Genomic DNA, 25,895 nt, shown 5'->3' on the forward strand with positions numbered 1-25,895 from the left:
AGTTCAGCCGAGCATCCGGGACAGCGCCGCCGAGACCCGTTGGGTGTCTTCGCGGTATTTGCACAGCGCGCCGATGCTGGCCGCGGCCGAGGCCAGGTCCAGCTCGGTGCGGCCGAGCTGGTGCAGCGCCCGGGCCCAGTCCAGGGTTTCGGCGACGCCGGGAGGCTTGAGCACGTCTTCGGTGGCCCGGATCTGCTGGACCACACGCACCACCTGTTCGGCCAGCAGGGCCGGCACCTGGGGCAGCCGGGTGCGCACGATTTCCACCTCGCGGGCCAATCCGGGGTGGTCTATCCAGTGGTAGAGGCACCGCCGCTTGAGCGCATCGTGCAGGTCGCGGGTCCGGTTGGAGGTGAGCACCACAATCGGCGGCGTATCCGCCTTGACCGTGCCGAACTCCGGGATGGAGACCTGGTAGGTGGAGAGCACCTCCAGCAGGAATGCCTCGAATTCGTCATCGGCGCGGTCGATTTCGTCGATCAACAGCACGGCGGGGCTCTGCTGCAGCGCCTTGAGGATGGGCCGGGCCAGCAGGAACCGCTTGTCGTAGAGCGAGCGCTCCAGCTCGTCCACGCTCAGCCCCGCGCCGCCGCCGGCCTCCACGCTGCGCAGATGCAGGATCTGGGCGGTGAAGTCCCAGTCGTACAGGGCCTGGGTGGCATCGATTCCCTCGTAGCACTGCAACCTGATCAGCGGCAGGCCGAACACCTGTGCCAGGGACTCGGCGAGGGACGTCTTGCCGGTGCCGGGTTCCCCCTCCAGCAGCAGCGGCCGTTCCATGCTCAGGGCAAGGTAGCCGATGGTGGCCAGGCCCTCGTCGGCGAGGTAGCCGGTGGAGGCCAGCAATTCGGCCAGCGCCGCGGCTGAGCTGATCGACGTCTGCGTCATGGCACCAGCATAGGGCCACCGGCCGGTCCGACCGCGGTGCTCGGCACCCGGACCTTAGTCCAGCCGATGCAGCTGCCCAGGGGTGTCGACGTCGGCGCCGTCGGAGAGGTCCGTGCAGTCCACCAGATCAATCAGCTCCGGATGGCTGCGCAGGAAGGGGCGCGCACCGGCGTCGCCCGAGGCCGCCGCCGCGGCCAGGCCGGCCAGCCGGGCGTCAAACAGCACGGGATGGCCGCGCACCATGCCTTCGGATCCGGGAACTCCGTGACCCGGAACTCCGTCCCCGGCGCGGAAGCCGGCCGCCGTGATCCGGCCCGGGCGGTGCGCGGCAAGAAGCCGTGCCACCAGGTCCGCACCCAGCCCGGGCTGGTCCACCAGGGCCACCAGCACGTTGTCAGAGGCCGCGGCGCTGGCCACGCCCAGGGCGAACGAGGTGCCCATGCCCTCCGCCCAGCGCGGATTGTCCACGGACCGGCACCCGGACGGGAGCCCGGCCGAACGGACGGCGCCAGCCCCGGCCCCGAGCACCACCACCACCTCGCGGCAACCGCCGAGCAGCAGCTGCCCGGCCAAATGGGCCACCAGCGTTGTCCCACGGTGCGGCAGAAGGGCCTTGGGTCCGCGGCCCAGCCGGGTGCCGGCACCCGCGGCCAGCAGTACCGCCGTCGTTGTTGTCATGCCGTCCACTCTAGCCATGCGGAAAACCGGACTGCCGGTACGCGCGGGTGCGGTTTCGGCGGGTATCGTGCGGCCACCCATTGCCTCTTGTCAATACAACTGGAAGGCCCATTGCCCTTCCGGGGGAGCGCGGGTAGGGTGATGGACACCATACGATCCCCGCGCCCATATCCACAGCGGCCGTCGATCGAGGTTGGCCCTTTTCTGTGGGCCGAAAGTCATGATGCTCGCACATGCCGACCCAATCCAGGGCCGGGCAGCAGTATGGCGGCGTCTGGTTCTTCCCTGAAGTGCACCGGTCTCGGCCTCAGAAGAAGGAGTGGTTCCTGTATGGCCATCACAAGCACAGAACGATCGAAGCAGTCCACAACCCACCTCATCCCCGCCCCGCCGCCGCGGGCCCCGGGATGTGATCGCTGCGGCACAGATGCATTCTTGGTGTTTGACGCCTATGTACCGGCCACCTATGTTCCGGATGGCGATGGCTTGCGGTCAGCCTCCGTGGCCTACACTTGCAGCAATTGCGGTGGTTCCAGCGCCCACGACGTTGCCGATACCTGGGTTCCGCCCGGTTGGCACTGGTACGCCTGAGAAGACCGCCGATGGACGGACGGTTTGAAGTATTCACCGACAACGACGGCAGCATCAGGTTCCGCCTCACCGATGTTGATGGGGCGGGGTTTGTCGTGTCCGGTGGCTTCCAGTGCACTCGGGACGCAGCCTTGGGTGTTGCCATCGTGCGGGAGATTGCCGGGACGGGACTGATAGTGGACCGGACCAACGAAGCAGCCAGGTCCGTGGACCCCCCTGCCCCTGCCGCGCAGCATGCCCCGGAGCTGGTCCGGGCCTGACCGCGGGCCCCGGTCCGCAAATCCTCGAAGCCGATCCAACTGCGGCCCGGGGCCGCGATCAATCCATGCTGCACATCCGCGCCACCCTCGCGGCGATCCCGTGCGCCTTTATCCATTGCGGTGAACCCACCATGGAGACGAACATTGAATCGGGCAGCATCCAGGAGCGAGGAAGAATATGCGCGTCAGATCCATCATCACCCTCATCGTCGTCCTGTGGCTGGCCATCGGGGCCGTTGCCGCGGCGCAGCGCGGCTATTTTGGCAGCGTCCCGGGTTCGTGCAACCAGGCCGGAACCATTGCCGCGACTATCGCGGTTGGGCCGCTCAACTACACCGGCCTCAACCCCAAGATTGCCTGCGAAGTGCCCCAGCCATCCCCGTAGGAACGTCCGGCGGACGTCCCACCGCAGTGGTGGATGCCACGCCGGGCCAAATTCGACAGCAAGGACAAGGCCATGACCATTCCGCCCGTGCCCGGACCGACGCCCGTGCCCGGACCGACGCCGGTGCCCCCGGGCCCACCCTCGCCACCCATCCCCGACCCGATCCCCGAACCACCCATTCCCGACCCCAACCTTCCACATCCGCGCGCACCGGAGCCGAACCCCGCACCGCCGCCCCTGCCGTTCGCCCGCTGAACCCCGGCGGAACGGGCGCGATGTGGCCAGTAGGTGATGGACGGCAAACAGCACAGAACACCGGCAGTCCCGTCGGCAATCCGCGCGGCGCTGCCGGGCATTCTGCTCGTGATGTTTTTGGCAGCCTTGGACCAGACGGTCATGGCCGCCGCGCTGCCCACCGTGGCCGGTGAACTGCATGGCCTGGACCAGATGTCAGCCATCATCACCGGCTATCTGGTCGCGGCCACGGCTGCCATGCCCCTGACCGGAAAGCTGGGGGACGCTTTCGGCCGCAAGCGCATCCTGCAGGCCTCGCTGATCGTATTTATCATCGGTGCGGCACTGTGCTCACAGGCCCAGTCCGTGCCCGGGCTCATCGCCTTCCGGGCCGTGCAGGGGATTGGCGGCGGCGGACTGATGGTCGGGGCCCAGGCCGTCATTGGAGAGCTGGTCAGCCCGCGGGAGCGCGGGAGATTCCTCAGCGTCATCGGCGTTGCCTACATCGTGGCCGCGGTCGCGGGCCCGCTGGCCGGTGGTGCCGTGGTGGACAGGCTCTCGTGGCGGTGGATCTTCTATGCCTACGTGCCGTTGGGGCTCGCAGCCCTCGCAGTGGTTTCCCTGACCCTGCGCCTGCCGGCTCCACCGCGGGGCCGGCGGATCGACTACGGCGGGGCGGCCCTGCTGAGCCTGGCCATTGTCGCGGTCATCCTGCTGTGCAGCGGGGGTAGCCCTGGCGGCCCCGCGTGGCAGGTTCCGGTGCTCGCCGTCGTCACCGCGGGGTCGCTGGCCGGTTGGCTGCTGACCGCGCGCCGGGCCGTGGACCCGATCATTCCCCTGGCGCTGTTCCGCGATCCGGCGTTTGCCATTCCAAGCGCGATCAGCTTCCTCCTTGGCTTTGCCATGTTTGCGGCCATCAGTTATCTGCCCGCCTTCCTGCAGGTGGCGATGGGTCTGTCCGCCACGGCCTCCGGGGGCGTGCTGATCGCCCTGGTGGTGGGGGTGTTGCTCACGACGGCGGTCTCCGGGGTGCTGATCACCCGCACCGGACGTTACAAGCCGTATCCGGCGGCGGGAACTCTGCTGGCGCTGCCCGGCGTTTGGCTGTTCAGCACCCTTGATTCGGCCAGCAGCCCGCTGCTGGTCCTGATGTCCATGCTGCCGTTGGGCCTGGGGATCGGCCTGGTCATGCAGGTCATGGTGCTGGTGGTGCAGAATTCCGTGGAACGCCGGGACCTGGGCGCCGCTACGTCCACCGTCACCTTCCTGCGCCAGGTGGGCAGCTCCGTCGGGGTGGCCGTGCTGGGAACCCTGATCGCCACTCGCTTCGCCGCCTTGGTCCCTGCCGGACTGGCTGCGGGGCTGGGCGAGCGGATGAACTCCCTGACACCGCAGGTGCTGGCCGGGCTGGGTGCCACCGACCGCGCCGCCGTTGCGGACGCCTTCGGCCGGGCACTGCCCCCGGTGTTTGGCATCGCCGCACTAGTGCTCGCGGTGGCCTTTGTCCTGACCCTGTTCCTCCCGGAGCGCGAACTCCGCACGAGCGCGCACGCCCAAACCGGTCCGGACCCGGGCGCCGGCGGGGCGGCGGGACGCCCGTCCGCCAGGCGCCACACCAACGGAGGAGGTCCAGATGGCTGACGCGGCAATCGGCACACTGGCCGAGTTCGGCGCCGGCGACCTGGCATCGGCCGGCGGCAAGGGCGCCAACCTGGGCGAACTGGTGCGCCACGGCTTCCCGGTGCCGGCGGGCTTTGTTGTCACCACGGCCGCCTACGCCGCACTGCTGGCGGAAACCGGACTCGGCGCCCGGCTGGCCCGGCTGCTGGACGACGGGATGGACGGAGCCCGGATCCGGGAGCTGTTCGCCCACGCGCCGGTGCCGGAGCATATCCGTGCGGCCATCGTCGCGGCGTACGCAGCCCTGGGCGGCGGGCCGGTGGCGGTGCGTTCCAGCGCCACCGCCGAGGACCTGCCGGGGGCGGCATTTGCCGGGCAGCAGGACACCTACCTGAACATTGTGGGCGAGCAACCGGTGGTGGCGGCCGTGGCGCAGTGCTGGGCCTCGCTGTGGACCGACCGTGCCATCGACTACCGGCGGCGGCAGGGGATCGACCCGCGCCAGGTGGCCATCGCCGTCGTCGTCCAGGAGATGGTGCCGGCGGACACCGCCGGAGTCATGTTCAGCGCCAACCCGGTGACAGGGGAACGCGGCGAAATTGTGGTTGATGCCAGCCCCGGCCTGGGCGAGGCGGTGGTTTCCGGGCGGGTCACGCCGGAGCACTATGTGTTGGACCGCGCCGGCCGGTTGCGGGCGTTCATTCCGGGCGGCCAGGAGGTGGTCATCCGGCCAGCGGCAGGCGGTGGCACCCACGAGAGCGGCACCCCGGGCGGTACCGGGGCGTCGCTGGACCCGCAACAACTGGCGGAACTGGCGCGGCTGGCACGGCGGGCGCAGGAGCATTTCGGCCGGCCCCAGGACATGGAGTGGGCGCTCGCCGGCGGGTGCCTGCACCTGCTGCAGGCGCGGCCGATGACGGCCCTGCCGCCCCAGCCGCTGCGGCTCAACCGGTACCAGCGGATGGTGGGCCCGTTCTTCGTGGAGATGTTCGCGCGGCGGCCCTACCCGCTGGATGTCTCAGGCTGGATGCAGCATGGAATCCTGGCGATGGTGGGCCGCATGGCCGGCAGCGTCGGCGTCGTCTTCCCGCCGATGGAGCAGCTGCTGCCGGAGGAAGACGGCGTGGTGCTCCGGTTGGTGCCGCCGGTCCCGCGCCCCACGCTGCGCACCCTCGGCGCGCCGGTCTCCGTGGCGCGCCGGGCACGACGGTTCAAGCCGGCCCGGTGGTCCCAGGACGGAAGGTTCGCCACGTTTCTGGACAACGTCCAGCGGCTCGCCGGGCAGGATCCGCGGTCCCTGTCGTGGCAGGGGGTCGTCGGCCTCGCCGAGGACGCCTTCGCCACGATGCACGGGATCACCGAGCTGCGGATCTCCTACCTGCCGGGGCTCCTTGTGGCCCAGCTGAAGCTGCGCCTTCACCTCCTGCTGCTGGGCAAACGGCACCTTGGCCCGGCACTCGTCGCGGGCGCGGAAACCCGGACCAGCCAGGCAAACCGGGCGCTGGAGGAGCTGGCCGGCCGGGTGCGGTCCGATCCGGAGCTGGCGCGGGCATTCGCCGGGCTGGCCCCTGGAGAGCTGTTGGGCCGGTTGGGGCAGGACCCCGGATTCGCGGCGTTCCACGCCGGATTCCGGGCCTTCCTGGCCGAATACGGGCACCGCGAAACGGTGAGCGTGGTGCTGAGCAGTGCGCCAACATGGTCCGATGCCCCCGAAGTGGTCCTTGGGTTGATTACCTCACTGCTGGGCGAGCGGCCCCGGGCCGTTGACCAGACCGGCGAGGCCCTGGCGGAGCTGGTGCGCCATCCTCTCCTGCGCATCCCGGCCGGGCGCCGGCACGTGCTCTCCCTCCTCGAGGCCGCCAAAGCCGCCATGGCCTTCCGCGAAGACAGCCATTTCTACGCCACCATGGTGCTGCCGCCGTTGCGCCGGGCGCTGTTGGAGCTGGGCCGGCGGCTGCACGAGGCGGGCGTACTGGTGGACCCGGCGGACGTCAACCACCTGCGTTTTGAGGAACTTGCCGCAATGGCCGACGGCGGCGCGCTGCCGGCCGCGGAGCGCGAACGCTACCGGCGCCTGGTGGTGGCCAGGGCGGCCAAACGCCGGGAGTTGGAGGGGATTGCGCTGCTGGATCCGGCCGTGTTGTTTTCCCATCTGCGCCGGGCCCCGGGGGCGCTGCTCTCCGGCATGCCGTCCAGCCGCGGCCGGGTGGCGGGAGTGGTGCGGATCATCCGCGGGCCGGACGAATTCGGGTTGCTGCGCAGCGGCGAGATCCTGGTCTGCCCCTACACCAACCCGTCCTGGACGCCCCTGTTCCAACGGGCAGCGGCGGTTGTGGTGGACACCGGGGGAATGGGCTCCCACGCCGCCATCATTGCCCGGGAATACGGGATCCCGGCCGTCATGGGCACCGGATCCGGCACCAAAGTGCTGCTGGACGGGCAAAGCGTGGTGGTGGACGGAACCCTGGGGCGGGTCACCGCCGCGGGGCCGGCCGGGATTGGTTCCCCGGCCGGCCCGCCGGTGCCACCCCATCGGGGCCCTATGCGTGGCTTCGGCCCTTGATGGCCCCGAAGATTCCGGCGACAACCGCGCTGCCCAACAGGGCCAGCAGCCACGTGCGCAGATCGAAGAAATCGCCCAAGCCGGTGTTGAACACCAGAGAGCCTATCCACCCGCCGACGATGGCGCCAACGACACCCAGGACGAGGCTGGTGCCCCAACCGCCACCGACCCGTCCGGGCAGGATGGCCTTGATGATGGCCCCGACGATGAGGCCCAGAATGATGAAGCCGAGAATTCCCATGTGATCCTCCTGTTGGCGATGAATGTGCCATCTGTAGGTGCCGGTGCCCGCAGCAAGTGCGTCCAGCGGCGGGATGTTGCTGGTCCCGTGCGTCGGGTCCGGTGCCCCGCACGGCCGTGGATCCGCCGGATCCATGGCCACGAGCGGCTACGGGGAGCCGGTGTCTGTGCCGGTGCCGTCGGGACCGGCGTCGGCACCGGCCCCCTCCCGGGGGACTTCGTCCTCCGGCTCGGGCACCCCGTAGCCGCCCTCGGGGATCCCCGCGTTGAAGTGGGGCATTTCTGTGGTCATGGTTGCTCCTTTGCTGTGGTTTCTGTGCGGCTATACGAAAGCGGCGGCGACAGCGTCGGAAAGGCGTCCATGGCGGTCTCGGGCCGATCGCTGGCATCGTTCGCCGGTGCCGCGGATGAGAATCTTTGCCAGTCCGGACTCAACGTAGGCCCGCTCGGCCGGTCCGTCAAAGGATCGTTCGACGTGGTCAAAGAGTGCGGCAACCACTTCGGCGGCGGGCCTGGGCAGCAGATCGGTCGGGTGGAGGAGTTCGCCACTGGTTCCGAACCGGCTGCCCAACCAGTTGCCCAGCCGGAGGACTGCCGTCGGGGCGGGGCGGGTGATGGTGCGGAGCTGCCAGTCCTGCGCCGACGTGGCGACGAGTGCCCGGACCAGGGCCGCGATGACGGCGGCATCGTCGGCCTCGAGGCAGACATCGGCGATGCGGACCTCAATGGTGGGGTGCCTGCGTGAGAGCCTGGCATCGAAATAGACCATGCCTTCATCCAGCAGAACCCCCGCCGCGGTGATGGCGGCCATGAAGCTCCGGTAGGCCCGCATGGACGTGAAATGGGACGTGGGCCCCGTTGCAGGCCACCTGTTCCACACCTGGGTCCTGTAGCTGGCAAAGCCCGAGTCCTGGCCGTTCCAGTAAGGTGAATTGGCGCTTAATGCCAGGAGTGTGGGAAGCCAGGGCCGCAGTCCATTGAGCACTGCGACACCCTCGGCCGGGGAATCTATTGAGACATGGACGTGGCAGCCGCAGGTGATCTGTTCGGCTGCAATGAGCCCGAACCTCTCCTCCATGGCCGCATAGCGCGAGTCGGGTGCGGCATGGGTGGGCCCATGCACCGGGGGAGTACCCACAGCTGCGAGCCGTGCCCCGACGGACCGGGCACCCGCATCGGCCAGCTCCCGACCCGCACGGATGCCGTCCAGAAGCTCGACGGCGGTCCGGCACGGCGCCGTGGCCACCTCAATCTGTTCCAACTTGAACTCATGGGTGATGTCTCCGGCGCGCCCCATCTGGGCTCCATGCGCCCCGGCTGCCACTTCTGCCAGGATCTGCCCGGCCAGTGGCAGGGGAATGCCGGAGGATGGATCGACAACCAGAAGCTCTTCCTCCACGCCGAAGGTGCGCATGGATGTCCTTCCGGGGATGTCCGGCGGCGGACCGTGGACACCGTGTGCCGGGACCACGGTGGTCGTTGGATCCGGGGCGCAGCCCGTGGCGGCGGAAGATTCCAAGATTTTGGCCAGCCCATTGATCGTCACCACAGACTCCATCCACGGCGGAGCTTTGATGGGCTGCTGCTAACCCAAACCAACCGTAGATCACATCCACGGGCCCGGCAAGAGTCGCGCGATGGTGGGCAGCCCAGTGGCCCACCATCGGCTAAACCCGGGGGCTGGCGCTCTGGGTTCGGCCCCCCTTTCACTTGTACGATGGCGCTACGGCCGTGGACTGCCCTTCCCCGATCTTCCTTCCATAGGGGGCACTGCCCCAAACGCTAGAGCGAGGTCACCATGGATGAGGAAAATAAAGCTTCCATCGCAGGGCAATTGCAGGACCTGGTGCTCGACAGCGCAGATGTGGCCGATTTCCTGGCTGAACTTGCCGAATTTTCCGCCACCTCTGCACCCGGTGCCGGCCAATTGCCGATCCATTGCGCGATCACGCTGTACCGCCGGCGGAAGGCGTTGACGGGTGCCGGCAGCACCGCCAAGGCCCGTCTGCTTGACGAAATCCAGCAACGCTACAAGGAAGGCCCGTGTCTGCACGCGATGGCCTCCGGGACCACCGTGGTGGTCCGTGACGTGGCCGATGATCCACGCTGGCGGGACTACCAGCAAGAACTGCTGTCCGAGGGCATTCGAAGCGTTCTCGCCGTTCCGCTGGAATTGGACGAGGGTGCCAAGGCGGCAATGAACTTCTTTGCCACTGTGCCGGACGCCTTCACCACCGAAGTCATCGAACGCGCGGAATACTATGCCGGCCAGGCCGGGAAAGCCCTGCGTTTGGCCGTCCGCATTGGGTCCTGGGAGCAACGCGCCGATGATTTGCAAGAAGCCATGAAATCCAGAACGGCGATTGACCTTGCCGTAGGTGTCATCATGGGCCAGCAGCGGTGCACGCAGGAGCAGGCCTTTGCCATCCTGGCCCGGGCTGCCTCCGGCCGCAACCAGAAGGTGCGCGACATCGCCCAGGATGTCCTCAAGGGCGTTAGCCAGGCGGTTGTGGAAACCCACTTCGACGGTTGACCGGCGGCGCCTCTTGCCCCGTGCAGCCGGCTGTGGCGCGGGCGCCGGCCGTCACGTGGATCGTTCTGGGGAATTTCTCTTGCAGGACAAAATTGTAAGCGCTTACACTCTTCTACGGTGGTGCTACAAAGCCCACGAATCCTAGAGAAGAAAGGGCTGAGGCTGTGATCCATGGTCAACGCTCACCGCACCACGATCCAGGACGTGGCAGTCCTGTCCGGACTGTCCATCTGCACTGTGTCCAGGGCCCTGAGGAATCTGCCCAATGTCTCGGAGAACGCCCAGCGCAAGGTGGCGCAGGCCGCCGGCAAGCTGGGGTACAAGGCCTCGGCGGCCGCGGCGCGGCTGGCCGGCGGCACCACCGGGGCCGTTGCCCTCGTCGCTCCCACGGCAACGGCGTGGTTCTTTGCGCAGGCAGTGGAAGCCGCGGAACAGGTTTTCGCCGACAGCGGCTATGACACGGTGCTGATCAGCCTCCGCAACGATCCCGGTGTGCAGGAGAAGTTGTTCGGGGACCTGGACGCCCTGTCCCAGCGTGTGGACGGTGTCCTGCTGCTCAACATCGGACTCAGCGATGACGAAATCGCCTCGCTGGCCGCCTCCGGCCTGGCCGTTGCGAGCGTGGGCATGCACGATGTTCCGTGGGACAACGTCGGAATCGACAACGAGCACGCGGCGTGGCAGGCCAGCTCCCACCTGCTGGACCTTGGCCACTGGGAGCTGGCCGTGCTCTCCGGCCAGGAGCGGGGCGAGCGGTCCGTGGTGACGGCATCGGAGCGGCTGGCTGGATTCCACCGCGCGCTGGCCGACCACCACCTGACCGTCCACCCGGACCTTGTGGTCAATGCCGGCTCCAGCATCGAGGGCGGACGCCAGGCCATGACGGAAATCATCGCCAACCGCAGCCGGCCCACCGCCATCTTCGCCGGCTGCGACGAAACCGCCTTCGGTGCGCTGATGGCCCTGCGCGAGCATGGCCTGTCGGCGCCCAAGGACATGTCGATCATCGGGATCGACGACCACCAGATGAGCTGGTTCCTCGGTCTGAGCACCGTGGCCCAGCCTGTCGCGGACCAGGGCGCCTTCGCCGCGGACCTGCTGGTGGAACGGCTGCAGAACCCGGATGCCCCGCACACGGTGGCCAACCACCATCTCGACACCACGCTCATTGACCGCAAATCGACCCGCCGCAAGCGCTGAACGGACCATCCACAATGACTGACCTTCGCACCATCTGGACCGGCGCGGCCGCGCTCCTCTTCGACCTCGACGGCGTCCTGACACCCACCGCCGTCGTCCATGAACAGGCCTGGCAGGAGCTCTTTGACGGCTACCTCGTTGGCGCCGGGCACCTCCAGGGTTACCAGGAGAGCGACTACTTCGACCACATCGACGGCAAGCCGCGCTTTGACGGCGTCAGGGACTTCCTGGCCTCGCGCGGCATTACGCTGCCCGAGGGGCCCGCCGACGCGGACCCCGGCCATGGCAGCGTCCAGGGCCTGGGGAACCGCAAGAACCTGATCTTCAACGGCATTGTCGAATCCCGCGGCGTGGCACCCTACGCCGGCTCCGTCCGCTTCGTCGAGACCGCCCTGGCCCGGGGGCTGAAACTCGCCGTCGTGTCCTCCTCGCAGAACGCGCCCGCCGTGCTGGCGGCAGCCGGCCTCGACGGGTACTTCCCGGTGGTGGTGGACGGCCGGGTGGCCGCAGCCACAGGGCTGCCGGGCAAGCCGGACCCCGCCACCTTCACTTACGCGGCCGAGCTCCTGGGCGTGCCCAGTGAACACTGCATCGTCGTCGAGGATGCCGTCTCCGGTGTCCGGGCCGGCGCCGCGGGCCGGTTCCGGGCGGTGATCGGCGTGGACCGCGGCGCCGGCCGCCAGACCCTGCTCGACGCCGGCGCCACGATCGTCGTCGACGATCTGTCCTACCTTCTCTGACCCGACTTTTCAAAGGAACCCATCAGTCCATGGCACTTATCAGCTCCGACCGGCTGCGTTTTCCCTGCGACCCGTGGAAGCTTGTGGAGACCCTCCACGTTCCCGGCGCCGAGGGGACACTGGAAACCCTGTTTGCCCTCGGCAACGGCCACCTTGGCATCCGCGGGGCCCATTGGGCCCCTTCCGACGCCGACCTGCCCGGCACGTTCATCAACGGATTCCATGAAATCTGGGACATCAAGCACGCGGAAAACGCCTTCGGCTTCGCCCGCACCGGCCAGCGCATCGTCTACGTCCCCGATGCCAACAACTTCACGCTCATCATCGATGGCGAGCAGCTGTCCCTGGCGGAATCGGTGGTGCTGGACTACCGGCGCAGCGTGGACTTCGCCACCGGCGTGTACGAATGCGCCATCACATGGGCCTGCCGGTCCGGTGCCACCGTCACCACCGTGGAGCGGCGTGCCGTGGGCTTCGACGCGCGCGGCACCCTGGGGATCGAGCTGCGGCTGACATCCGACCGCCGGGTCGCCGTCGACATCACCTCCACCGTCGTCAACCGCCAAGACCAGCCGGCGGGGGAACAATCGGACCACGATCCGCGCCGGTCCGGCCGCCATGCGGGGCGTGTGCTGCGTCCGCTGCACCTGCATGGCGCGGACGGGTCGTTGCGCCTGGCCTGGGAGGCTGCCGAATCCAGGCAGCGGGTTGGCCTGGCCGTGGACCATTGGACCTCCGCGGGCCAGCAGCCCTTTGAGACGGTCGTTGGACAGGACGAGTCGAGCGTGCGCTACGTGCTGGCCGTCGACGGCGGCGAGGCGTTCCGGCTGGAGAAGAGCGTGGGCTACGCCGTGCCCGGCGCTCCCTACGCTCCAGGCAGCGACGACGGCGGCGGCACCGATGACGACGGCGGCCGTGTGGGCGAGGAGCTGGCCGCGGCGGCCTCGGCCGCGCTTCGCCCGGTGGCCGCCGTCCTGGCCGACAGTGCCGCCCACTACGGCCAGTACTGGAGGGGGGCGGACATCGTGGTGGGCGGGCAGCCGGAACTGCAGCAGGCCGTGCGCTGGAACCTCTTCCAGCTGGCGCAGGCCACCGCCCGGGCGGGCGTGGCAGGCATCCCGGCCAAGGGCGTGAGCGGCTCCGGCTACGAGGGCCACTACTTCTGGGACCAGGAGATCTACCTGCTGCCGTACCTGACGTACACCAATCCGGAGGGGGCGCGGAAAGTTCTCCAGTCCCGGCACGCCATGCTGCCCGACGCCCGGATCCGGGCTAAGGAGCTCAGCGTTGACGGGGCCCTGTTCCCGTGGCGGACCATCAACGGCCTGGAGGCGAGCGCCTACTATGCGGCCGGGACGGCACAGTTCCACATCGCCGCGGCCATCGCGTTCGCCGCCCACCGCTACCAGTGGGCCAGCGGCGACGCCGGCTTCGGGCCGGAGATGGGGGCGGAGCTGCTGGTGGAGACGGCCCGGATGTGGATGTCGCTGGGCTTCTTTGGCAAGAACGGCCAGTTCCACATCCATGGCGTCACCGGCCCGGACGAGTATACGGCGGTGGTCAACGACAACCTGTACACCAACGTCATGGCCCGGTTCAACCTGCGCGCCGCGGCGGCCCTGGACCATCCCGGTGTGGGGGAGCAGGAGCGCCAGCTGTGGCAGCAGGCCGCCGGGCGCATGGCGCTGCCCTACGATGCTCACCTGCAGGTCCACAGCCAGGACAACGACTTCATGACCCTGGAGTCGTGGGACTGGTCCACGCCGCGGTCTAAGTACCCGCTGCTGCTGCACTTCCACCCGCTGGTGATCTACCGGCACCAGGTGCTCAAGCAGGCAGACACGGTGCTGGCGATGTTCCTGCAGTGGCAGGACTTCACGGCCGAGGAGAAGCAGCGCGCCTTCGACTTCTACGACCCAATCACCACCGGGGACTCGACCCTGTCCGCCTGCGTGCAGGGCATCATGGCCGCGGAAATCGGCTACGGCGACGTGGCACTGCGGCACTTCACCGAAGCCCTGTTCATCGACCTCGACGATTCGCACGGCAACACCATCGACGGCGTGCACATTGCCTCCACCGGCGGGGTCTGGAGTTCGCTGGTGTGCGGCTTCGCGGGAATGCGCGACCAGGGCGAGGTGCTGCACTTCGACCCGCGGCTGCCGGACGGCTGGGATGTCCTGGCGTTCCGGCTGAGAGTGCACGGCCGGCTTTTGTCGGTGGAGCTGCGCCCGGGCACCATGGGCCTGTCCGTGGCCGGTGGCGGCCCGCTGGAGGTCAGCGTCCGCGGCCAGCGGGTGCAGGTGGGTGCCGACATGTCCACGGTGGCCCTGGATGCGGTCCCGGCGCCGCCGCCGTCGGTGTTCCCGAGCAGCTTCCCGACGACGGGGCTGCCCGTCCTCCGCCCGCTGCCGGTGGGCTGACGGCGCGGGTGGAGCGGCCCGGCCGCGGGCCCGCCATTGTGGAGGCAGGCGGCCGGGCATACCCTGAGGTATATACGGACGGCTGGGACTGCCGCCCCTGAAAGAGGGCGCTGCATGGACGCCACATCCATCACCGACACCTTCCACCGGCCCCTGCGGGACCTGCGGATTTCCGTCACGGACCGGTGCAATTTCCGCTGCGTCTACTGCATGCCCCGGGAGATCTTTGGCAGGGACTTTGCCTTTATGCCCAGGGACCAGTTGCTGACGTTTGAGGAGATCACCAGGCTGGCAGCGATCGCCGTGGCGCACGGGGTGGCGAAGATCCGGCTGACCGGTGGGGAACCGCTGCTGCGGAAGGACTTTGAGGAACTGGTCTGGATGCTGGCCGGGCTGCGCACCCCCGACGGGCGGGCGCCGGATCTGGCCATGACCACCAACGGCTCGGTGCTGGCGCAGAAGGCGCAGCTCCTCAAGGACGCGGGACTGGCGCGCGTGACGGTGTCCCTGGACTCCATTCGGGAGGAGACCTTCGCGGCCATGAACGACGTCGGCTATCCCGTGGCCAAGGTCTTGCATGCAATAGCGGCCGCCCAGGCGGCCGGCCTGGGCCCGGTGAAGATCAACATGGTGGTCAAGCGGGGCTCCAACGATGCGGACATTGTTGCCATGGCCGGCCACTTCCGGGGGACCGGGTGCATTCTGCGGTTCATCGAGTACATGGACGTGGGTGCTTCCAATGGCTGGAAATTGGACGAGGTGGTGCCCTCCGCCGAGGTGCTGGCCCGGATTGGTGCGGTGTACCCGCTGGAGCCGGTGGAGCCCAACTACAACGGGGAGACGTCGGAGCGGTGGCGCTACAGCGACGGCGGCGGTGAAATCGGCGTCATCTCCAGCGTGACGCAGGCCTTCTGCCGCGGCTGTACCCGCGCCCGGCTGTCGGCCGACGGAAAGTTGTTCACCTGCCTGTTTGCCACGGTCGGCACGGACCTGCGGGCACTCCTGCGCGGCGGCGCCTCCGACACCGAGCTGTCCGCGGCGTTGTCGGCGCTGTGGGGCGGCCGCGCGGACCGCTACTCGGAGCTGCGCGGCGCCAACACCCCGGGCAGTTCCGGCGCTGCCGCGGCCCGCAGGATCGAAATGTCCTACATCGGCGGATGAAAGCCCGCCTCTGCCCGGATGGCGGCGGCCGCTTCCGCCAACGCCGCGTAGCTGTGCCCGCTGACAAAGGCATCGCAGTACGGCAGGGCCGCGGCCATGCCTCCCGCCAGCGGCTGGTAGCCTGGGGCCGCCTTCCTCGGGTTCACCCAGACGATGCGGAAGGCCAGCCGCCTCAGCCGGGCCATCTGGGCGGCCACCAGTTCCGGGGCGTCCTGGGCCCAGCCGTCGGAGAGCACCACGACAACGGCGCCCCGGGCCAGCCCGCGGCGGCCGTAGCGGTCCACGAAGTGGCGCAGGCTCTCAGCCAGCCGCGTCCCGCCGGCCCAGTCCGGGGCTGCGGCCCCCGCCAGGGCCAGGGCCACCCCGGGGTTCCGGACCGCGAGCTGCCGGGTCAGCCGGGTCAGCCGGGTGGAGAAGACAAAGGCCTCGGCCAGGGCGCCGGCCGCGGCGCCCTGCAGCAGGGACAGGAACACCGCCGTGTACGGTTCCATGGATCCGGAGATATCGCACAGGAACACGAGCCGGCGCGGACGAACACGGCGGCGGGAGTAGACCAGTGTGGCGGCCTCGGCGCCGCTGCGCCGTGCCGCACGGATGGTGCGCCGGATGTCCAGCCTGGCACTGCTGTGCGCCCACCGGCGGGTGCTGCGGCTTTGGCGCGCCGGGGTGGACAGCACGATCCGCCGCACCAGCTCCCGCATCCGCGCGGCCTCCTCGGCGGTGAGGTCGGCAAAGGATGTCCCCCGCAGGCGCTCCTCGGCCGAGGCCATGGCCAGGATGGCATCGCGCCCGGTGCCGGGGGACTCGTCCCCGGTCCCGCCACCGGAGGAGAGAACCGGTGGCTGCCGTGCCGGAACGCCGCCAGCCGTGGCGGCCGGGCGGTGGTCGGGTGCTGCCGCCCGGGTCCGCTCCCCGGCACCGATGGGCGCGGGTAAGTTGGCGTCGCCGCGGTTGCCGGCGGGATCTTCCATCCCGTCAAACACGGCCGAAAACACGGCGTCGAACACCGGCAGCTGGTCCCGCGCCCAGACGAGCACCACCCGGGCGGTCCAGTACAGCCGGCCCCTGTCGGTGGGCGGGACAAGCCGGAGCGCCTGGGCCAGCCACCCCGCCCGGTCCGGCGACCCCGGCAGTCCCGCGCGGCGCAGGGCCGTGCTGAATCCGGCCGCCAGGGCGGCCGCCTCTACGCCGCGCCGGCCAGCGGCGGGCACGCCCTCAGCCATGGCCGCCGCCGGCCACCCAGGCGGCCCCGCGCGTCCAGGCCAGGTCCAGATCGTCGCGGTTCTTCAGGACCATCCCCCAGGTCTGCTCGACGGCGGCCGGGCCGAGGCGCTCCACACCGAGCACCGCCAGGGCCGACACCCAATCGATGGCCTCGGCGATGCCCGGTGGTTTGGCCAGGTCGAGGGAGCGCAGCCTAGTGATGGCGGCGGCGGCATCGAGGGCGAGCGGCTCGGCACTGCCGGGCACCCTGCGGCGCACGATCGCGGCGATGCGCTCGGGCCGGGGGTAGTCGATCCAGTGGTAGAGGCAGCGCCGGGTCAGGGCGTCGTGCAGGTCCCGGGTCCGGTTGGAGGTCAGGACGACGACCGGCGGGTGCGTGGCGGTGATGGTCCCCAGCTCCGGTATGGTCACGGCCGCCTCGGCCAGCAGCTCGAAGGTGAACGCCTCGAATTCGGCGTCGGCCCTGTCGATCTCGTCCAGCAGCAGGACGGCCGGGCGCGGGCCGGGGTGTTCGATCGCCTTCAGCAGCGGCCGGCGCAGCAGGTACTGCTCCCCGAACAGATCCGCCTCCGCCACTTCCATGCTCTTGGCCTCGGCCAGCCTGATGCCCAGCAGCTGGCGTTGGTGGTTCCATTCGTAGAGTGCCTCGCCCGCATCGATGCCCTCGTAGCACTGCAGCCGGTACAGCGGAGTGCCGAGCACGCGGGCAAGCGCCTTGGCCGCCTCGGTCTTCCCCACGCCGGCTTCCCCCTCCAGCAGGATGGGCTGCGGCAGCCGGACGGCAAGGAACAGCGCGGTGGCCAGGCCGGCGTCGGCCAGGTAGTCGCCGTCGTCCAGCGCGGACGTGAGGGCAGCGACGTCGGGGACCAGCCGCCGCACCTCCTCTTCCGCACCGGCCCGCGCCGGTGCGCTCACGGGGCACCTCCCAGCTGGGCGAGGAGCTGCTGGTAGTCGGCCTCGGTGTTCACATCGAGCGGGGCCGGGCCCGCCACCGCGACCTCGGCGACCTCCGCCGCCAGCCGTTCGCGCAGCTTCCACACCCCCTTGTCGCCGTGCAGGCCGGCCAGGGTGGGCAGCAGCGAGCGGGCGAACGCGAAGGGGTGCCCGAGGCCGTCCGCATAGCGGCACACCGCCAGGGGCGCAGCGCCGAGGCCGCCGAGCAGCAGCCGCACCGTCTCCGGCCGCACCCCGGGCTGGTCGCCCAGCAGCAGGACCACGACGTCGGTCTGAGGGTGCAGGGCGGGAATGGCCGCGGCGATCGAGGATGAACACCCGGTGCCGTAGTCCGGGTTGTCCACCACATCGCAGCCGGTCGTGTCGACCACCCGGCGCACCTCCTCGCCGAAGCCGCCCAGGGCCAGGACGATCTGCGCAAAGCCGCTGGCCCGCGCCGTCGCCAGGACGGCCTCCAACAGCACCCCGGCACCGTAGGGGAGGAGCTGTTTCGGCCGGCCCAAACGCAACGACGCCCCGGCGGCCAGCACGAGTCCGGCGGTCCGGGGCTCAGGAGGCGCCGGCATAGCGCTGGGGATCGGCGAGGAAGGCCGCCCGGCAGCCGGGCGAACAGAAGTAGTAGACCGTCCCGGCGTAATCGGTGTGCAACGTGGCCGCCACGGCCGCGACGCTCATGCCGCAGACGGGGTCCACGGCGCTCGCCGGCCCGATGTCCGCCGGTGCGGGCCCCGTGTCCGCCGACCCCGGGCCAGCCGGCACCGCGGCGCGGCCGGCGGCCCGCACGGCGACCAGTTCGGCCAGGATCGACAGCGCGATCTCCGCCGGCGTGTGGCCGCCCAGGGCCAGGCCCGCCGGGCTGTGCACGCGCGCACGTGCGGCGTCGTCGGCGTCGAGCGAGGCCAGGACGGCGGCACCGCGCGTGCGGCTGGCCACCAGGGCGATGTACGGCACGCCCGCGCGCAGTGCGGCCTCCAGGGCCGGCTCCTCGTCCCGGCCGTGCGAGGCGACGATGAGGGCGGCGTCGCCGGCCCGCGGGACCACAGCCGTCCCGGTGGCGAGTTCCACATCGAAGTCCAGGACGGCACCCAGCGCGGCCAAGGCCTGGGCCACGGGGGTCATCCCCAGCACGACGACGCGGGGAGCCGGCAGCTGCGGCTCCAGGAAGATTTCCACCGCGCCGCCGCTGAGGCAGGGGTTGGCGACCTCCACGGCGCCCTCCTGGAGGGTGCGGGACGGCTCGCCGGGGACCACGCGCAGCAGCAGCGGCTCCTGCCGGGACAGGGCCGCCAGGCCGTATTCGCGCACCGAGGCCTCGACGCAGCTGCCGCCCAGGAACCCGTCGATGTCCCCGTTGGCCAGCACCAGGGCCGTGTCGCCGGCGTGGGCACTGGTGGGGTGCTGGGCGCGCACCACCGTGGCACGCACAAAGGCTTCCCGGCGTCCCGTGAGTTCCTGTGCCCTCGCCACCAGGGCTTCCCCGCGCGCCGGCATCTCAGACCGGTGGCCTCGGCCGGCCCTGCATGGCCGCCCAGACCCGGTCGGGCGTGCACGGCATGTCCATGTGGACCACGCCGTAGGGTGCCAGCGCATCGACAATGGCGTTGACGATGGCCGGCGGCGAGCCGACCGTGGCCGATTCGCCGATGCCCTTGGCCCCGATGGGGTGGTGCGGCGACGGCGTGACGGTGAAGCCGGTCTCCCAGTCGGGGACCTCCATCGCCGTGGGGATGAGGTAGTCCATGAACGAGCTGCTCAGGCAGGTGCCCGACTCGTCGAAGGCGATGATCTCCATCAGCGCCATCCCGACGCCGTCCGTCAGCCCGCCGTGGACCTGGCCTTCGATGATCATCGGGTTGATCCGCGTCCCGCAGTCGTCCACCGCGATGAAGCGCCGGACCCTGACGTGGCCGGTCCCGGCGTCGATGTCGACCACGGCGATGTAGGCGCCGAACGGGAACGTCAGGTTGGGCGGGTCGTACGTCACCTCGGCGTCCAGGTTGCCGTCGATGCCCTCGGGCAGGGCCACGGTGCCGTGGGCGCCCAGGGCAATCTCGGCGATGGTCTTGCCGATGCTGGGATCGCCCTTGACGAACCAGCGGCCCTTTTCCCATTCGAGGTCCTCGGGACTGGCCTCCAGCATGGCGGCGGCGATGAACCTCGCCTTGTCCCGGACCTTGCGCGCCACCAGCGCCACCGCACCGCCGCTGACGGGTGTCGAACGGCTGCCGTAGGTGCCCAGCCCGAAGGGAGTCTGGTCGGTGTCGCCGTGCACAACGTCGATGTCCTCCGGGGGGATGCCGAGCTCCTCGGCCACGATCTGGGCGAACGTGGTCTCGTGGCCCTGGCCCTGGGACTGGACGGAGATGCGCACCACCGCCTTGCCCGTCGGGTGGATGCGCAGCTCGGCGCCGTCGGCCATGCCCAGGCCCACGATGTCAAAGTGCTTGCGTGGACCCGCGCCCACGGTCTCGGTGAAGAATGAGATGCCGATGCCCATCAGTTCGCCGCGTTCGCGTTTTTCGGCCTGCTCGCGGCGCAGCTCGGCATAGCCGGCCATCTCCATGGACAGGCGCATCGCCGGCTCGTAGTTGCCGGAGTCGTACACCCAGCCGGTCTTGTTCGGATAGGGGAACTGCTCGGGCGCGATGAAGTTCTTCAGCCGCAGCTCCGCCGGGTCCATGTCCAGCTTCCGGGCCAGGATGTCGACCAACCGCTCCACCAGGTACACCGCCTCGGTGACGCGGAAGGAGCAGGCGTAGGCGACGCCGCCGGGTGCCTTGTTCGTATAGACGCCCGTCACCTTCCCGTAGGCGGCCGCCAGGTCGTAGCTGCCGGTGAAAATGCTGAAGAAACCCGCGGGATTCTTGGTCGGCTGGGCCGTGGCGTTGAACGCGCCGTGGTCGGCCAGCACATTCGTCCGCACGGCGAGGATCTTGCCGTCCTTCGTGGCAGCGATCTCCCCCGCCATGATGTAGTCGCGGGCAAACGACGTCGAGACCAGGTTCTCGGAGCGGTCCTCGACCCACTTCACCGGCCGACCCGTGACGATGGAGCCCACCACGGCCAGGATGTAGCCGGGATAAATGCCCACCTTGTTGCCAAAGCCGCCGCCGATGTCGGGGGAAACAATGCGGATCTTGTGCTCGGGGATGCCTGCAACCATCGCGTAGAGCGTCCGGTGGGCGTGCGGTGCCTGGGTCGTCTCGTAGAGGGTCAGCCGGCCCTCCACGGCGTCATAGTCTGCGACGGCGCCGCAGGTCTCCATCGGGGCCGGATGCACGCGCGGGTAGACGATTTCCTGGGCGACGACGACGTCGGCCGTGGCGAAGACCGCCTCGGTGGCCGCCGCATCGCCAACCTCCCAGTCGAAAATGCGGTTGTCCGTCCGGCCCGCGATGTCGTCGCGGATCACCGGCGCACCGGGGTCCAGCGCCTTGCGGGCATCCATGACGGGCGGCAGGATGTCGTAGTCGACGTCGATGAGCTCCAGGGCATCGCGGGCGGCGTACCGGTCCTCGGCGACCACGAACGCCACCTCCTGGCCCTGGAAGCGGACCTTGTCGGTGACCAGCACGGCCTGCACGTCGGCCGAGAGCGTGGGCGCCCAGGCGAGGTTGAGCCCCGCCAGATCCTTGCCCGTGATCACGGCCAGCACCTTGGGGGAGGCCAGGGCAGCTGTGGTGTCGATGGACACCAGCCGGGCATGGGCCACGGGGGAGCGCAGGATGGCACCGTGCAGCATGCCCGGCAGCACGATGTCGTCGATGTAGGTGCCCTTGCCGCGGACGAACCGCGGATCCTCCTTGCGCTGGATGCGGCCAAACCCGATGGGTCGGGTGGGATCCCCGGCCGCCGGGTTGGGTGCGTGCTCGTGGGTGGTGGTCATGCCGTCACCTCTTCCGGGGTGGTCTCCCCAGCTCCGCCGGCGTCCCCGGCAGGGGGCGCGGCCAGCGGGTGGGCCGCGGCCCATTGCACAGAACGGACAATGGTGGCGTAGCCGGTGCACCGGCAGATCTGGCCGGATATGGCCTGGCGGATCTCGGTGTCGTCTGGATGAGGGTTGCGGTCCAGCAGTGCCCGGGCCGTGAGCATCATGCCCGGCGTGCAGAATCCGCACTGCAGGCCGTGCTCCTCCATGAACCCCTGCTGCACCGGATCGAGCGTGCCGCCGGTGGCGAGCCCCTCGACGGTGCGGATCTCGTGCCCGGCGGCCATGGCGGCCAGCACCGTGCACGACTTCACCGGCTGCCCGTCCATCAGGACCACGCACGTGCCGCAGTTGCTGGTGTCGCAGCCCCAATGGGTGCCGGTCAGTCCCAGGACCTCCCGGATGAAATGGACAAGCAATACCCGGGGTTCAACGTCGCGGGTGACCTGGTCCCCGTTGACGCTCATGCTGATCTGCATGGCCTTCAGCCTTCCTGTGCCTCGGCCGCACGCGCACAGGCACGCCGCAGGACCCTGCGGGTGAGCTCGTCCACAAGATGCCGTTTGTAGTCGACCGGCCCCCGCTGGTCCTCCGTGGGGTTGGCGGCGGCGGCCGCGATGCGCCCGGCCTCGGCGAACAGCTCCTCGCTCGGCTGCGCTCCGGTGAGCACGGCCTCGGCCTCGGGGAGGGTGCCGTCCACGCCCACCGCCGTCAGTCCGATCGCGGCGTCGACGATGGTGCCGTCAGCGGCGAGCGAGACGGCGGCCCCGGCGGCAACAACGGCCCAGTCGCCCACCCGGCGCTCCACCTTCTCGTAGGCGCTGCCCGAGCGCGGGCGGATGGGGAAGCGGATCTCGCACAACAGCTCGTTCTGCGCGACGGCGGTTTCGTAGGGGCCGCGGTGGAAGCCAGCCAGGGGGACGATCCGCTCGCCGCCCGGACCACGGACCACGGCCTCGGCGCGCAAGACGTCGCAGACGGTGGACAGGTCCTCGGCCGGATCCCCCTGGCAGAGCGAGCCGCCAATGGTTCCACGGTTGCGGACCACGGGATCCGCGATCACCTTCTCGGCGTCGTTGATGATCGGAAAGAGGCGGGCGACGTCGGCGGACTCCAGCAGCGCCGTGTGGCGGGTCAGGGCACCCACCCGCAACCGGTCGCCGTCACGGAGCAGGAAGTCCAGTTCGGCGAGGTCATTGATGTCGATCAGCCACTGGGGCCGGGCCAGCCGCAGCTTCATCATCGGCAACAGGCTGTGTCCGCCGGCAATGACCCGGGACTCCGGACCGTGGCGGTCAAGCAGGGCCAGCGCGTTGGCCACATCCGTTGCGCGCACATAATCGAATGGAGCCGGAATCTGCACAATCCACCCCTTAGCGCCAGACGCCCGGCATGGCGCGGGGCGCCTATCTAAGATCAGTCTTGCCCCGCACCCATGCGGTGTCAACAGCGTTCCCGCCCGAGGGTTCCGGCCCCGTCCCCGGGGCCGGGCGACGGCCATTTCAGCGCTGCCCGACGCCCCGCGGCATGCTGCGGCGGGAGGGTTTGCGGGCACAATGGAGGCGTGACTTCTCCCCTTGCCCCCGTGCGCCCAGCCCCCGCCCCTCGACTCTTTGATCTGGACACCATCGGGGCGGGCCTGGTCTTTGCCGACGCATTGGGGGAGCTCGCCGCGGCGCTGCGGGTGGGAGCGCCGGCCGGCACCGCCGTGGTGCAGGCGCCCCCGGGCACGGGCAAGACGACGCTGGTTCCGCCGCTGCTCGCCAACATCGTGGCAGCCGGCAGGGCAGATGGCCCGCGGCCGCGCGTCGTCGTCACCCAACCGCGCCGCGTCGCCGCCCGCTCGGCGGCCCGGCGCTTGGCCGCCCTGGACGGCAGCGCGCTGGGGGACCGCGTTGGCTATACGGTGCGCGGGGAACGCCAGAGCGGCCCCAACACCCTGGTCGAATTCGCCACCCCCGGCATCCTGCTGCGCCGCCTGCTCGCGGATCCCGGGCTGGAGGGCGTCGACGCCGTCATCCTGGACGAGGTCCACGAACGCGGCCTGGAGACTGATCTGCTGCTTGGCATGCTCGCCGAGGTCCGCCAGCTGCGCGGCGACCTCGCGCTCGTCGCCATGTCCGCCACCCTGGACTCGCCGCGCTTCGCCGCCCTCATTGGAGCGTACGACGGCGAGGGGCCGGCACCCGTCGTCGACTGCCCGTCCGCGCTGCACCCGCTGGACGTGGACTGGGTACCCGCCGCGATGCCGCGGCTGGACGGGCGGGGAGTGTCCCGGGCCTTCCTGGACCATGTGGCGGATACGGCCGCGGTTTCCCATGCCACCGCGCTTGCCTCGGACCCGGGCATCGACGCCCTGGTGTTCCTCCCCGGCGCATGGGAGGTCTCCTATGCCGCGGACCGGCTCCGCGGCCGGGTGGCCGCCGGCACCGAGGTGCTCGAGCTGCACGGCCAGGTGGCCCCGGTGCTGCAGGACCGTGCCGTCTCCGGCCGGGAGCCCGGCGGGCGCACGCGGATCATCGTCTCCACGGCGCTCGCAGAATCCTCCCTGACGGTTCCCGGCGTCCGGCTGGTCATCGATTCCGGGCTGTCCCGCGAGCCGCGGCGTGACGCCAACCGCGGCATGTCCGGCCTGGTGACGGTGTCCTGCTCCCGGGCGTCCGCGGACCAGCGCGCCGGCCGGGCCGCCCGCCAGGGGCCCGGCCGGGTGGTCCGCTGCTACGACCAGAAGAGTTTTGGGGCCGCACCTGCCCACCAAACCCCGGAGATTGCGGTGTCGGACCTGGCCGGTGCCGCCCTCGTGCTGGCCTGTTGGGGTGCGCCGGGCGGCCGTGGCCTGGCCCTGCCCGATGCCCCGCCCCAGGGGGCGATGGACGACGCCGTTGAGGTGTTGCGCGAACTCGGCGCGGTGGATGCGGCCGGTTTCGCCACGGAGCTGGGCAAGACCCTGGCCGGGATTCCCGCCGACCCCCGGCTGGCCCGGGGCCTGCTGGACGGTGCCGCTGTCGTGGGCCAACGCGCCGCCGCGGAAGCCGTGGCCCTCGTTGCCGGCGACCAGCGTGCTCCCGGCGCCGACCTCACCCGGTTGCTGTCCACCCTCCGTGCGGGGAAGGACGTGGCAGCCAGGCGCTGGGCGGAGGACGTCCGGCGGATGGAGGTCATCATTCGGCAGGAGAAGCGCACCTCGAGGGGGCCAGCGTCCTTGGCGCCCGTGGCCGCCGCCGAGGCCGTCGGTTTCGTCGTCGCCCTGGCCTTCCCGGACCGGGTGGCGCGCCGCGTCCCCGGGGCCGGCCCCGAGCGCTACCTGCTCTCCTCCGGCACGCGGGCCGGCCTGCCGGTCGGCAGCCCGCTGGCCGGGCACGAGTGGTTGGCCGTGGCCGAGGTGTCGCGTGCGCAGGGCCGGGACGCGGCGGGGACCGGTGCCGTCATCCGCTCCGCGGCGCCGCTGGCGGCCGATACGGCCGAGGCCGCCGCCGGGCATCTGCTGGCCGAAACGCTCGAGGCACAGTTCGGCCATGGCAAGGTCACGGCACGGCGGGAGCGCCGGCTCGGGTCGATCCTGCTCTCGTCCACGCCCGTGCGGCCCTCGGCCCAGGAGGGACGCGCGGCCGTCGCCCGGGCCCTGGCGGCCGAGGGGCTGGGGATGGTCGGCTGGTCGGCGGCGGCGGATGCCCTGCGGCGCCGGCTCGCGCTCCTGCACCGGGAACTGGGTGCGCCCTGGCCGGATGTGTCCGAGCAGGCATTGCTGGCCCGGTTGGACGATTGGCTGGCGCCCGAGCTGGAGGCCATCGCCGGCGGGGCCGCCACGGCCGGGATTGATCTGGCCGATCCGCTGCGGCGGTTGCTGCCGTGGCCCGGCGCCGCCCGGCTCGGCGAGCTGGCCCCGGAGCGGCTCGAGGTGCCCAGCGGTTCGCGCGTGGGGATCGACTATCCGGAGGTGGGGGACGACGCCGGCCGGCCGGTGGTGGCAGTGAAGCTGCAGGAATGCTTCGGCTGGGCACAGACACCGCGGGTGGCCGGCGGGCGGGTGCCGGTGCTGTTCCACCTGCTCTCGCCGGCCAGGCGGCCGCTGGCCGTGACGGACGACCTGGCCTCCTTCTGGTCCGGACCCTATGCGCAGGTCCGGGCCGAGATGCGCGGCCGCTATCCCAAGCATCCCTGGCCGGAGGACCCGTGGACGGCTCCGGCGACGGCCCGGACCAAGCGCACCCACTAGCGCGGGGCCGGGATCCCGTCGGTGCGGCGGCCGCAACGTGCTGGCGCACCCTTGGCG

At 70.4% G+C, this 25,895-nt stretch carries 22 protein-coding genes; 10 read left to right on the forward strand and 12 right to left on the reverse strand.

Annotation, left to right across the window (positions count from 1 at the left end; all coding sequences use genetic code 11):
* Positions 1-3: 3 nt before the first annotated feature.
* Together ACQCSX_RS02815 and nboR are read right to left on the reverse strand one after the other, a co-directional pair.
* Positions 4-888, reverse strand: a complete 885-nt coding sequence (locus ACQCSX_RS02815) for an AAA family ATPase (protein WP_427017565.1) — start codon at positions 886-888, stop codon at positions 4-6.
* Between the two features lie 54 nt (positions 889-942).
* Positions 943-1,566: a nicotine blue oxidoreductase gene (gene nboR, locus ACQCSX_RS02820; RefSeq protein ID WP_427017566.1), complete on the reverse strand. Its 624-nt coding sequence runs from the start codon at positions 1,564-1,566 to the stop codon at positions 943-945.
* A 602-nt stretch (positions 1,567-2,168) separates the two neighbouring features.
* Between nboR and ACQCSX_RS02825 the strand changes: the two genes are divergently transcribed.
* The 4 genes from ACQCSX_RS02825 to ACQCSX_RS02840 all read left to right on the forward strand — a co-directional run bounded on the left by ACQCSX_RS02825 (position 2,169) and on the right by ACQCSX_RS02840 (position 7,219).
* Positions 2,169-2,417: a YegP family protein gene (locus ACQCSX_RS02825; protein ID WP_427017567.1), complete on the forward strand. Its 249-nt coding sequence runs from the start codon at positions 2,169-2,171 to the stop codon at positions 2,415-2,417.
* Positions 2,418-2,595: 178 nt separating this feature from the next.
* On the forward strand, positions 2,596-2,802 hold the full coding sequence (locus ACQCSX_RS02830; RefSeq protein WP_427017568.1) for a hypothetical protein: 207 nt from the start codon (positions 2,596-2,598) through the stop codon (positions 2,800-2,802).
* Between the two features lie 291 nt (positions 2,803-3,093).
* Positions 3,094-4,677, forward strand: coding sequence for an MDR family MFS transporter (locus tag ACQCSX_RS02835; RefSeq protein WP_427017569.1), 1,584 nt, complete (start codon positions 3,094-3,096; stop codon positions 4,675-4,677).
* A complete protein-coding gene (locus ACQCSX_RS02840; RefSeq protein ID WP_427017570.1) occupies positions 4,670-7,219 on the forward strand; it encodes a PEP/pyruvate-binding domain-containing protein in 2,550 nt (849 codons plus the stop codon). Before ACQCSX_RS02835 ends, ACQCSX_RS02840 begins: the two co-directional genes overlap by 8 nt.
* Here the strand turns inward: ACQCSX_RS02840 and ACQCSX_RS02845 are convergent.
* The 3 genes from ACQCSX_RS02845 to ACQCSX_RS02855 form a co-directional block, all read right to left on the reverse strand.
* Positions 7,197-7,460, reverse strand: a complete 264-nt coding sequence (locus tag ACQCSX_RS02845; RefSeq protein WP_427017571.1) for a GlsB/YeaQ/YmgE family stress response membrane protein — start codon at positions 7,458-7,460, stop codon at positions 7,197-7,199. The two genes, ACQCSX_RS02840 and ACQCSX_RS02845, sit on opposite strands and share 23 nt — an antisense overlap.
* Before the next feature lie 147 nt (positions 7,461-7,607).
* Positions 7,608-7,751: a hypothetical protein gene (locus ACQCSX_RS02850; RefSeq protein WP_427017572.1), complete on the reverse strand. Its 144-nt coding sequence runs from the start codon at positions 7,749-7,751 to the stop codon at positions 7,608-7,610.
* A 30-nt stretch (positions 7,752-7,781) separates the two neighbouring features.
* A complete protein-coding gene (locus tag ACQCSX_RS02855; protein WP_427017573.1) occupies positions 7,782-9,005 on the reverse strand; it encodes a glutamate--cysteine ligase in 1,224 nt (407 codons plus the stop codon).
* A 252-nt stretch (positions 9,006-9,257) separates the two neighbouring features.
* Between ACQCSX_RS02855 and ACQCSX_RS02860 the strand changes: the two genes are divergently transcribed.
* From ACQCSX_RS02860 to moaA, 5 genes are all read left to right on the forward strand, one after another.
* Entirely contained in the window at positions 9,258-9,992 is a 735-nt protein-coding gene (locus ACQCSX_RS02860; RefSeq protein ID WP_427017574.1) for an ANTAR domain-containing protein, read from the forward strand.
* 171 nt (positions 9,993-10,163) lie between these two features.
* On the forward strand, positions 10,164-11,192 hold the full coding sequence (locus tag ACQCSX_RS02865; RefSeq protein ID WP_427017575.1) for a LacI family DNA-binding transcriptional regulator: 1,029 nt from the start codon (positions 10,164-10,166) through the stop codon (positions 11,190-11,192).
* A 14-nt stretch (positions 11,193-11,206) separates the two neighbouring features.
* Positions 11,207-11,932, forward strand: a complete 726-nt coding sequence (locus tag ACQCSX_RS02870; protein WP_427017576.1) for an HAD family hydrolase — start codon at positions 11,207-11,209, stop codon at positions 11,930-11,932.
* A gap of 29 nt (positions 11,933-11,961) precedes the next feature.
* Positions 11,962-14,355: a glycoside hydrolase family 65 protein gene (locus ACQCSX_RS02875; protein ID WP_427017577.1), complete on the forward strand. Its 2,394-nt coding sequence runs from the start codon at positions 11,962-11,964 to the stop codon at positions 14,353-14,355.
* Between the two features lie 114 nt (positions 14,356-14,469).
* A complete protein-coding gene (moaA, locus tag ACQCSX_RS02880) occupies positions 14,470-15,516 on the forward strand; it encodes a GTP 3',8-cyclase MoaA (RefSeq protein WP_427017578.1) in 1,047 nt (348 codons plus the stop codon).
* Here the strand turns inward: moaA and ACQCSX_RS02885 are convergent.
* The 7 genes from ACQCSX_RS02885 to ACQCSX_RS02915 are packed head-to-tail and all read right to left on the reverse strand — an operon-like array spanning position 15,501 to position 22,958.
* Positions 15,501-16,739: a vWA domain-containing protein gene (locus ACQCSX_RS02885; protein WP_427017579.1), complete on the reverse strand. Its 1,239-nt coding sequence runs from the start codon at positions 16,737-16,739 to the stop codon at positions 15,501-15,503. The two genes, moaA and ACQCSX_RS02885, sit on opposite strands and share 16 nt — an antisense overlap.
* Positions 16,732-17,655, reverse strand: a complete 924-nt coding sequence (locus tag ACQCSX_RS02890; protein WP_427017580.1) for an AAA family ATPase — start codon at positions 17,653-17,655, stop codon at positions 16,732-16,734. The genes ACQCSX_RS02885 and ACQCSX_RS02890 overlap by 8 nt, the downstream gene beginning before the upstream one ends.
* Entirely contained in the window at positions 17,652-18,260 is a 609-nt protein-coding gene (locus ACQCSX_RS02895; RefSeq protein ID WP_427017581.1) for a nucleotidyltransferase family protein, read from the reverse strand. Before ACQCSX_RS02895 ends, ACQCSX_RS02890 begins: the two co-directional genes overlap by 4 nt.
* The gene (locus ACQCSX_RS02900) at positions 18,244-19,161 is read right to left on the reverse strand and encodes an XdhC family protein (RefSeq protein ID WP_427017582.1); all 918 of its coding nucleotides are present in this window, start codon (positions 19,159-19,161) and stop codon (positions 18,244-18,246) included. The genes ACQCSX_RS02895 and ACQCSX_RS02900 overlap by 17 nt, the downstream gene beginning before the upstream one ends.
* Positions 19,162-19,186: 25 nt before the next feature.
* Positions 19,187-21,580, reverse strand: a complete 2,394-nt coding sequence (locus ACQCSX_RS02905; RefSeq protein ID WP_427017583.1) for an aerobic carbon-monoxide dehydrogenase large subunit — start codon at positions 21,578-21,580, stop codon at positions 19,187-19,189.
* Positions 21,577-22,101, reverse strand: a complete 525-nt coding sequence (locus ACQCSX_RS02910; RefSeq protein WP_427017584.1) for a (2Fe-2S)-binding protein — start codon at positions 22,099-22,101, stop codon at positions 21,577-21,579. Before ACQCSX_RS02910 ends, ACQCSX_RS02905 begins: the two co-directional genes overlap by 4 nt.
* A 5-nt stretch (positions 22,102-22,106) precedes the next feature.
* Positions 22,107-22,958 (reverse strand): FAD binding domain-containing protein, encoded by an 852-nt coding sequence (locus tag ACQCSX_RS02915; protein ID WP_427017585.1) that lies wholly within the window; start codon positions 22,956-22,958, stop codon positions 22,107-22,109.
* 228 nt (positions 22,959-23,186) lie between these two features.
* On the opposite strand from ACQCSX_RS02915, the gene hrpB reads away from it, so the two are divergent.
* Complete coding sequence (hrpB, locus tag ACQCSX_RS02920; protein ID WP_427017586.1) at positions 23,187-25,838, forward strand: ATP-dependent helicase HrpB; 2,652 nt, start codon at positions 23,187-23,189, stop codon at positions 25,836-25,838.
* Positions 25,839-25,895 lie beyond the last annotated feature (57 nt).

Source organism: Pseudarthrobacter sp. P1 (assembly GCF_050156935.1).
Taxonomy (GTDB): Bacteria; Actinomycetota; Actinomycetes; order Actinomycetales; family Micrococcaceae; genus Specibacter.

Bases quoted from the DNA above. Each gene is read 5' to 3' on its own strand.
- ACQCSX_RS02825 (WP_427017567.1), top strand. From the start codon at position 2,169: ATGGACGGACGGTTTGAAGTATTCACCGACAACGACGGCAGCATCAGG.
- ACQCSX_RS02910 (WP_427017584.1), bottom strand. From the start codon at position 22,101: ATGCAGATCAGCATGAGCGTCAACGGGGACCAGGTCACCCGCGACGTT.
- ACQCSX_RS02885 (WP_427017579.1), bottom strand. From the start codon at position 16,739: ATGGCTGAGGGCGTGCCCGCCGCTGGCCGGCGCGGCGTAGAGGCGGCC.
- ACQCSX_RS02865 (WP_427017575.1), top strand. From the start codon at position 10,164: ATGGTCAACGCTCACCGCACCACGATCCAGGACGTGGCAGTCCTGTCC.
- ACQCSX_RS02905 (WP_427017583.1), bottom strand. From the start codon at position 21,580: ATGACCACCACCCACGAGCACGCACCCAACCCGGCGGCCGGGGATCCC.
- ACQCSX_RS02895 (WP_427017581.1), bottom strand. From the start codon at position 18,260: ATGCCGGCGCCTCCTGAGCCCCGGACCGCCGGACTCGTGCTGGCCGCC.
- ACQCSX_RS02840 (WP_427017570.1), top strand. From the start codon at position 4,670: ATGGCTGACGCGGCAATCGGCACACTGGCCGAGTTCGGCGCCGGCGAC.
- nboR (WP_427017566.1), bottom strand. From the start codon at position 1,566: ATGACAACAACGACGGCGGTACTGCTGGCCGCGGGTGCCGGCACCCGG.
- ACQCSX_RS02835 (WP_427017569.1), top strand. From the start codon at position 3,094: ATGGACGGCAAACAGCACAGAACACCGGCAGTCCCGTCGGCAATCCGC.
- ACQCSX_RS02815 (WP_427017565.1), bottom strand. From the start codon at position 888: ATGACGCAGACGTCGATCAGCTCAGCCGCGGCGCTGGCCGAATTGCTG.
- moaA (WP_427017578.1), top strand. From the start codon at position 14,470: ATGGACGCCACATCCATCACCGACACCTTCCACCGGCCCCTGCGGGAC.
- ACQCSX_RS02845 (WP_427017571.1), bottom strand. From the start codon at position 7,460: ATGGGAATTCTCGGCTTCATCATTCTGGGCCTCATCGTCGGGGCCATC.
- ACQCSX_RS02850 (WP_427017572.1), bottom strand. From the start codon at position 7,751: ATGACCACAGAAATGCCCCACTTCAACGCGGGGATCCCCGAGGGCGGC.
- ACQCSX_RS02870 (WP_427017576.1), top strand. From the start codon at position 11,207: ATGACTGACCTTCGCACCATCTGGACCGGCGCGGCCGCGCTCCTCTTC.
- ACQCSX_RS02830 (WP_427017568.1), top strand. From the start codon at position 2,596: ATGCGCGTCAGATCCATCATCACCCTCATCGTCGTCCTGTGGCTGGCC.
- ACQCSX_RS02875 (WP_427017577.1), top strand. From the start codon at position 11,962: ATGGCACTTATCAGCTCCGACCGGCTGCGTTTTCCCTGCGACCCGTGG.
- ACQCSX_RS02860 (WP_427017574.1), top strand. From the start codon at position 9,258: ATGGATGAGGAAAATAAAGCTTCCATCGCAGGGCAATTGCAGGACCTG.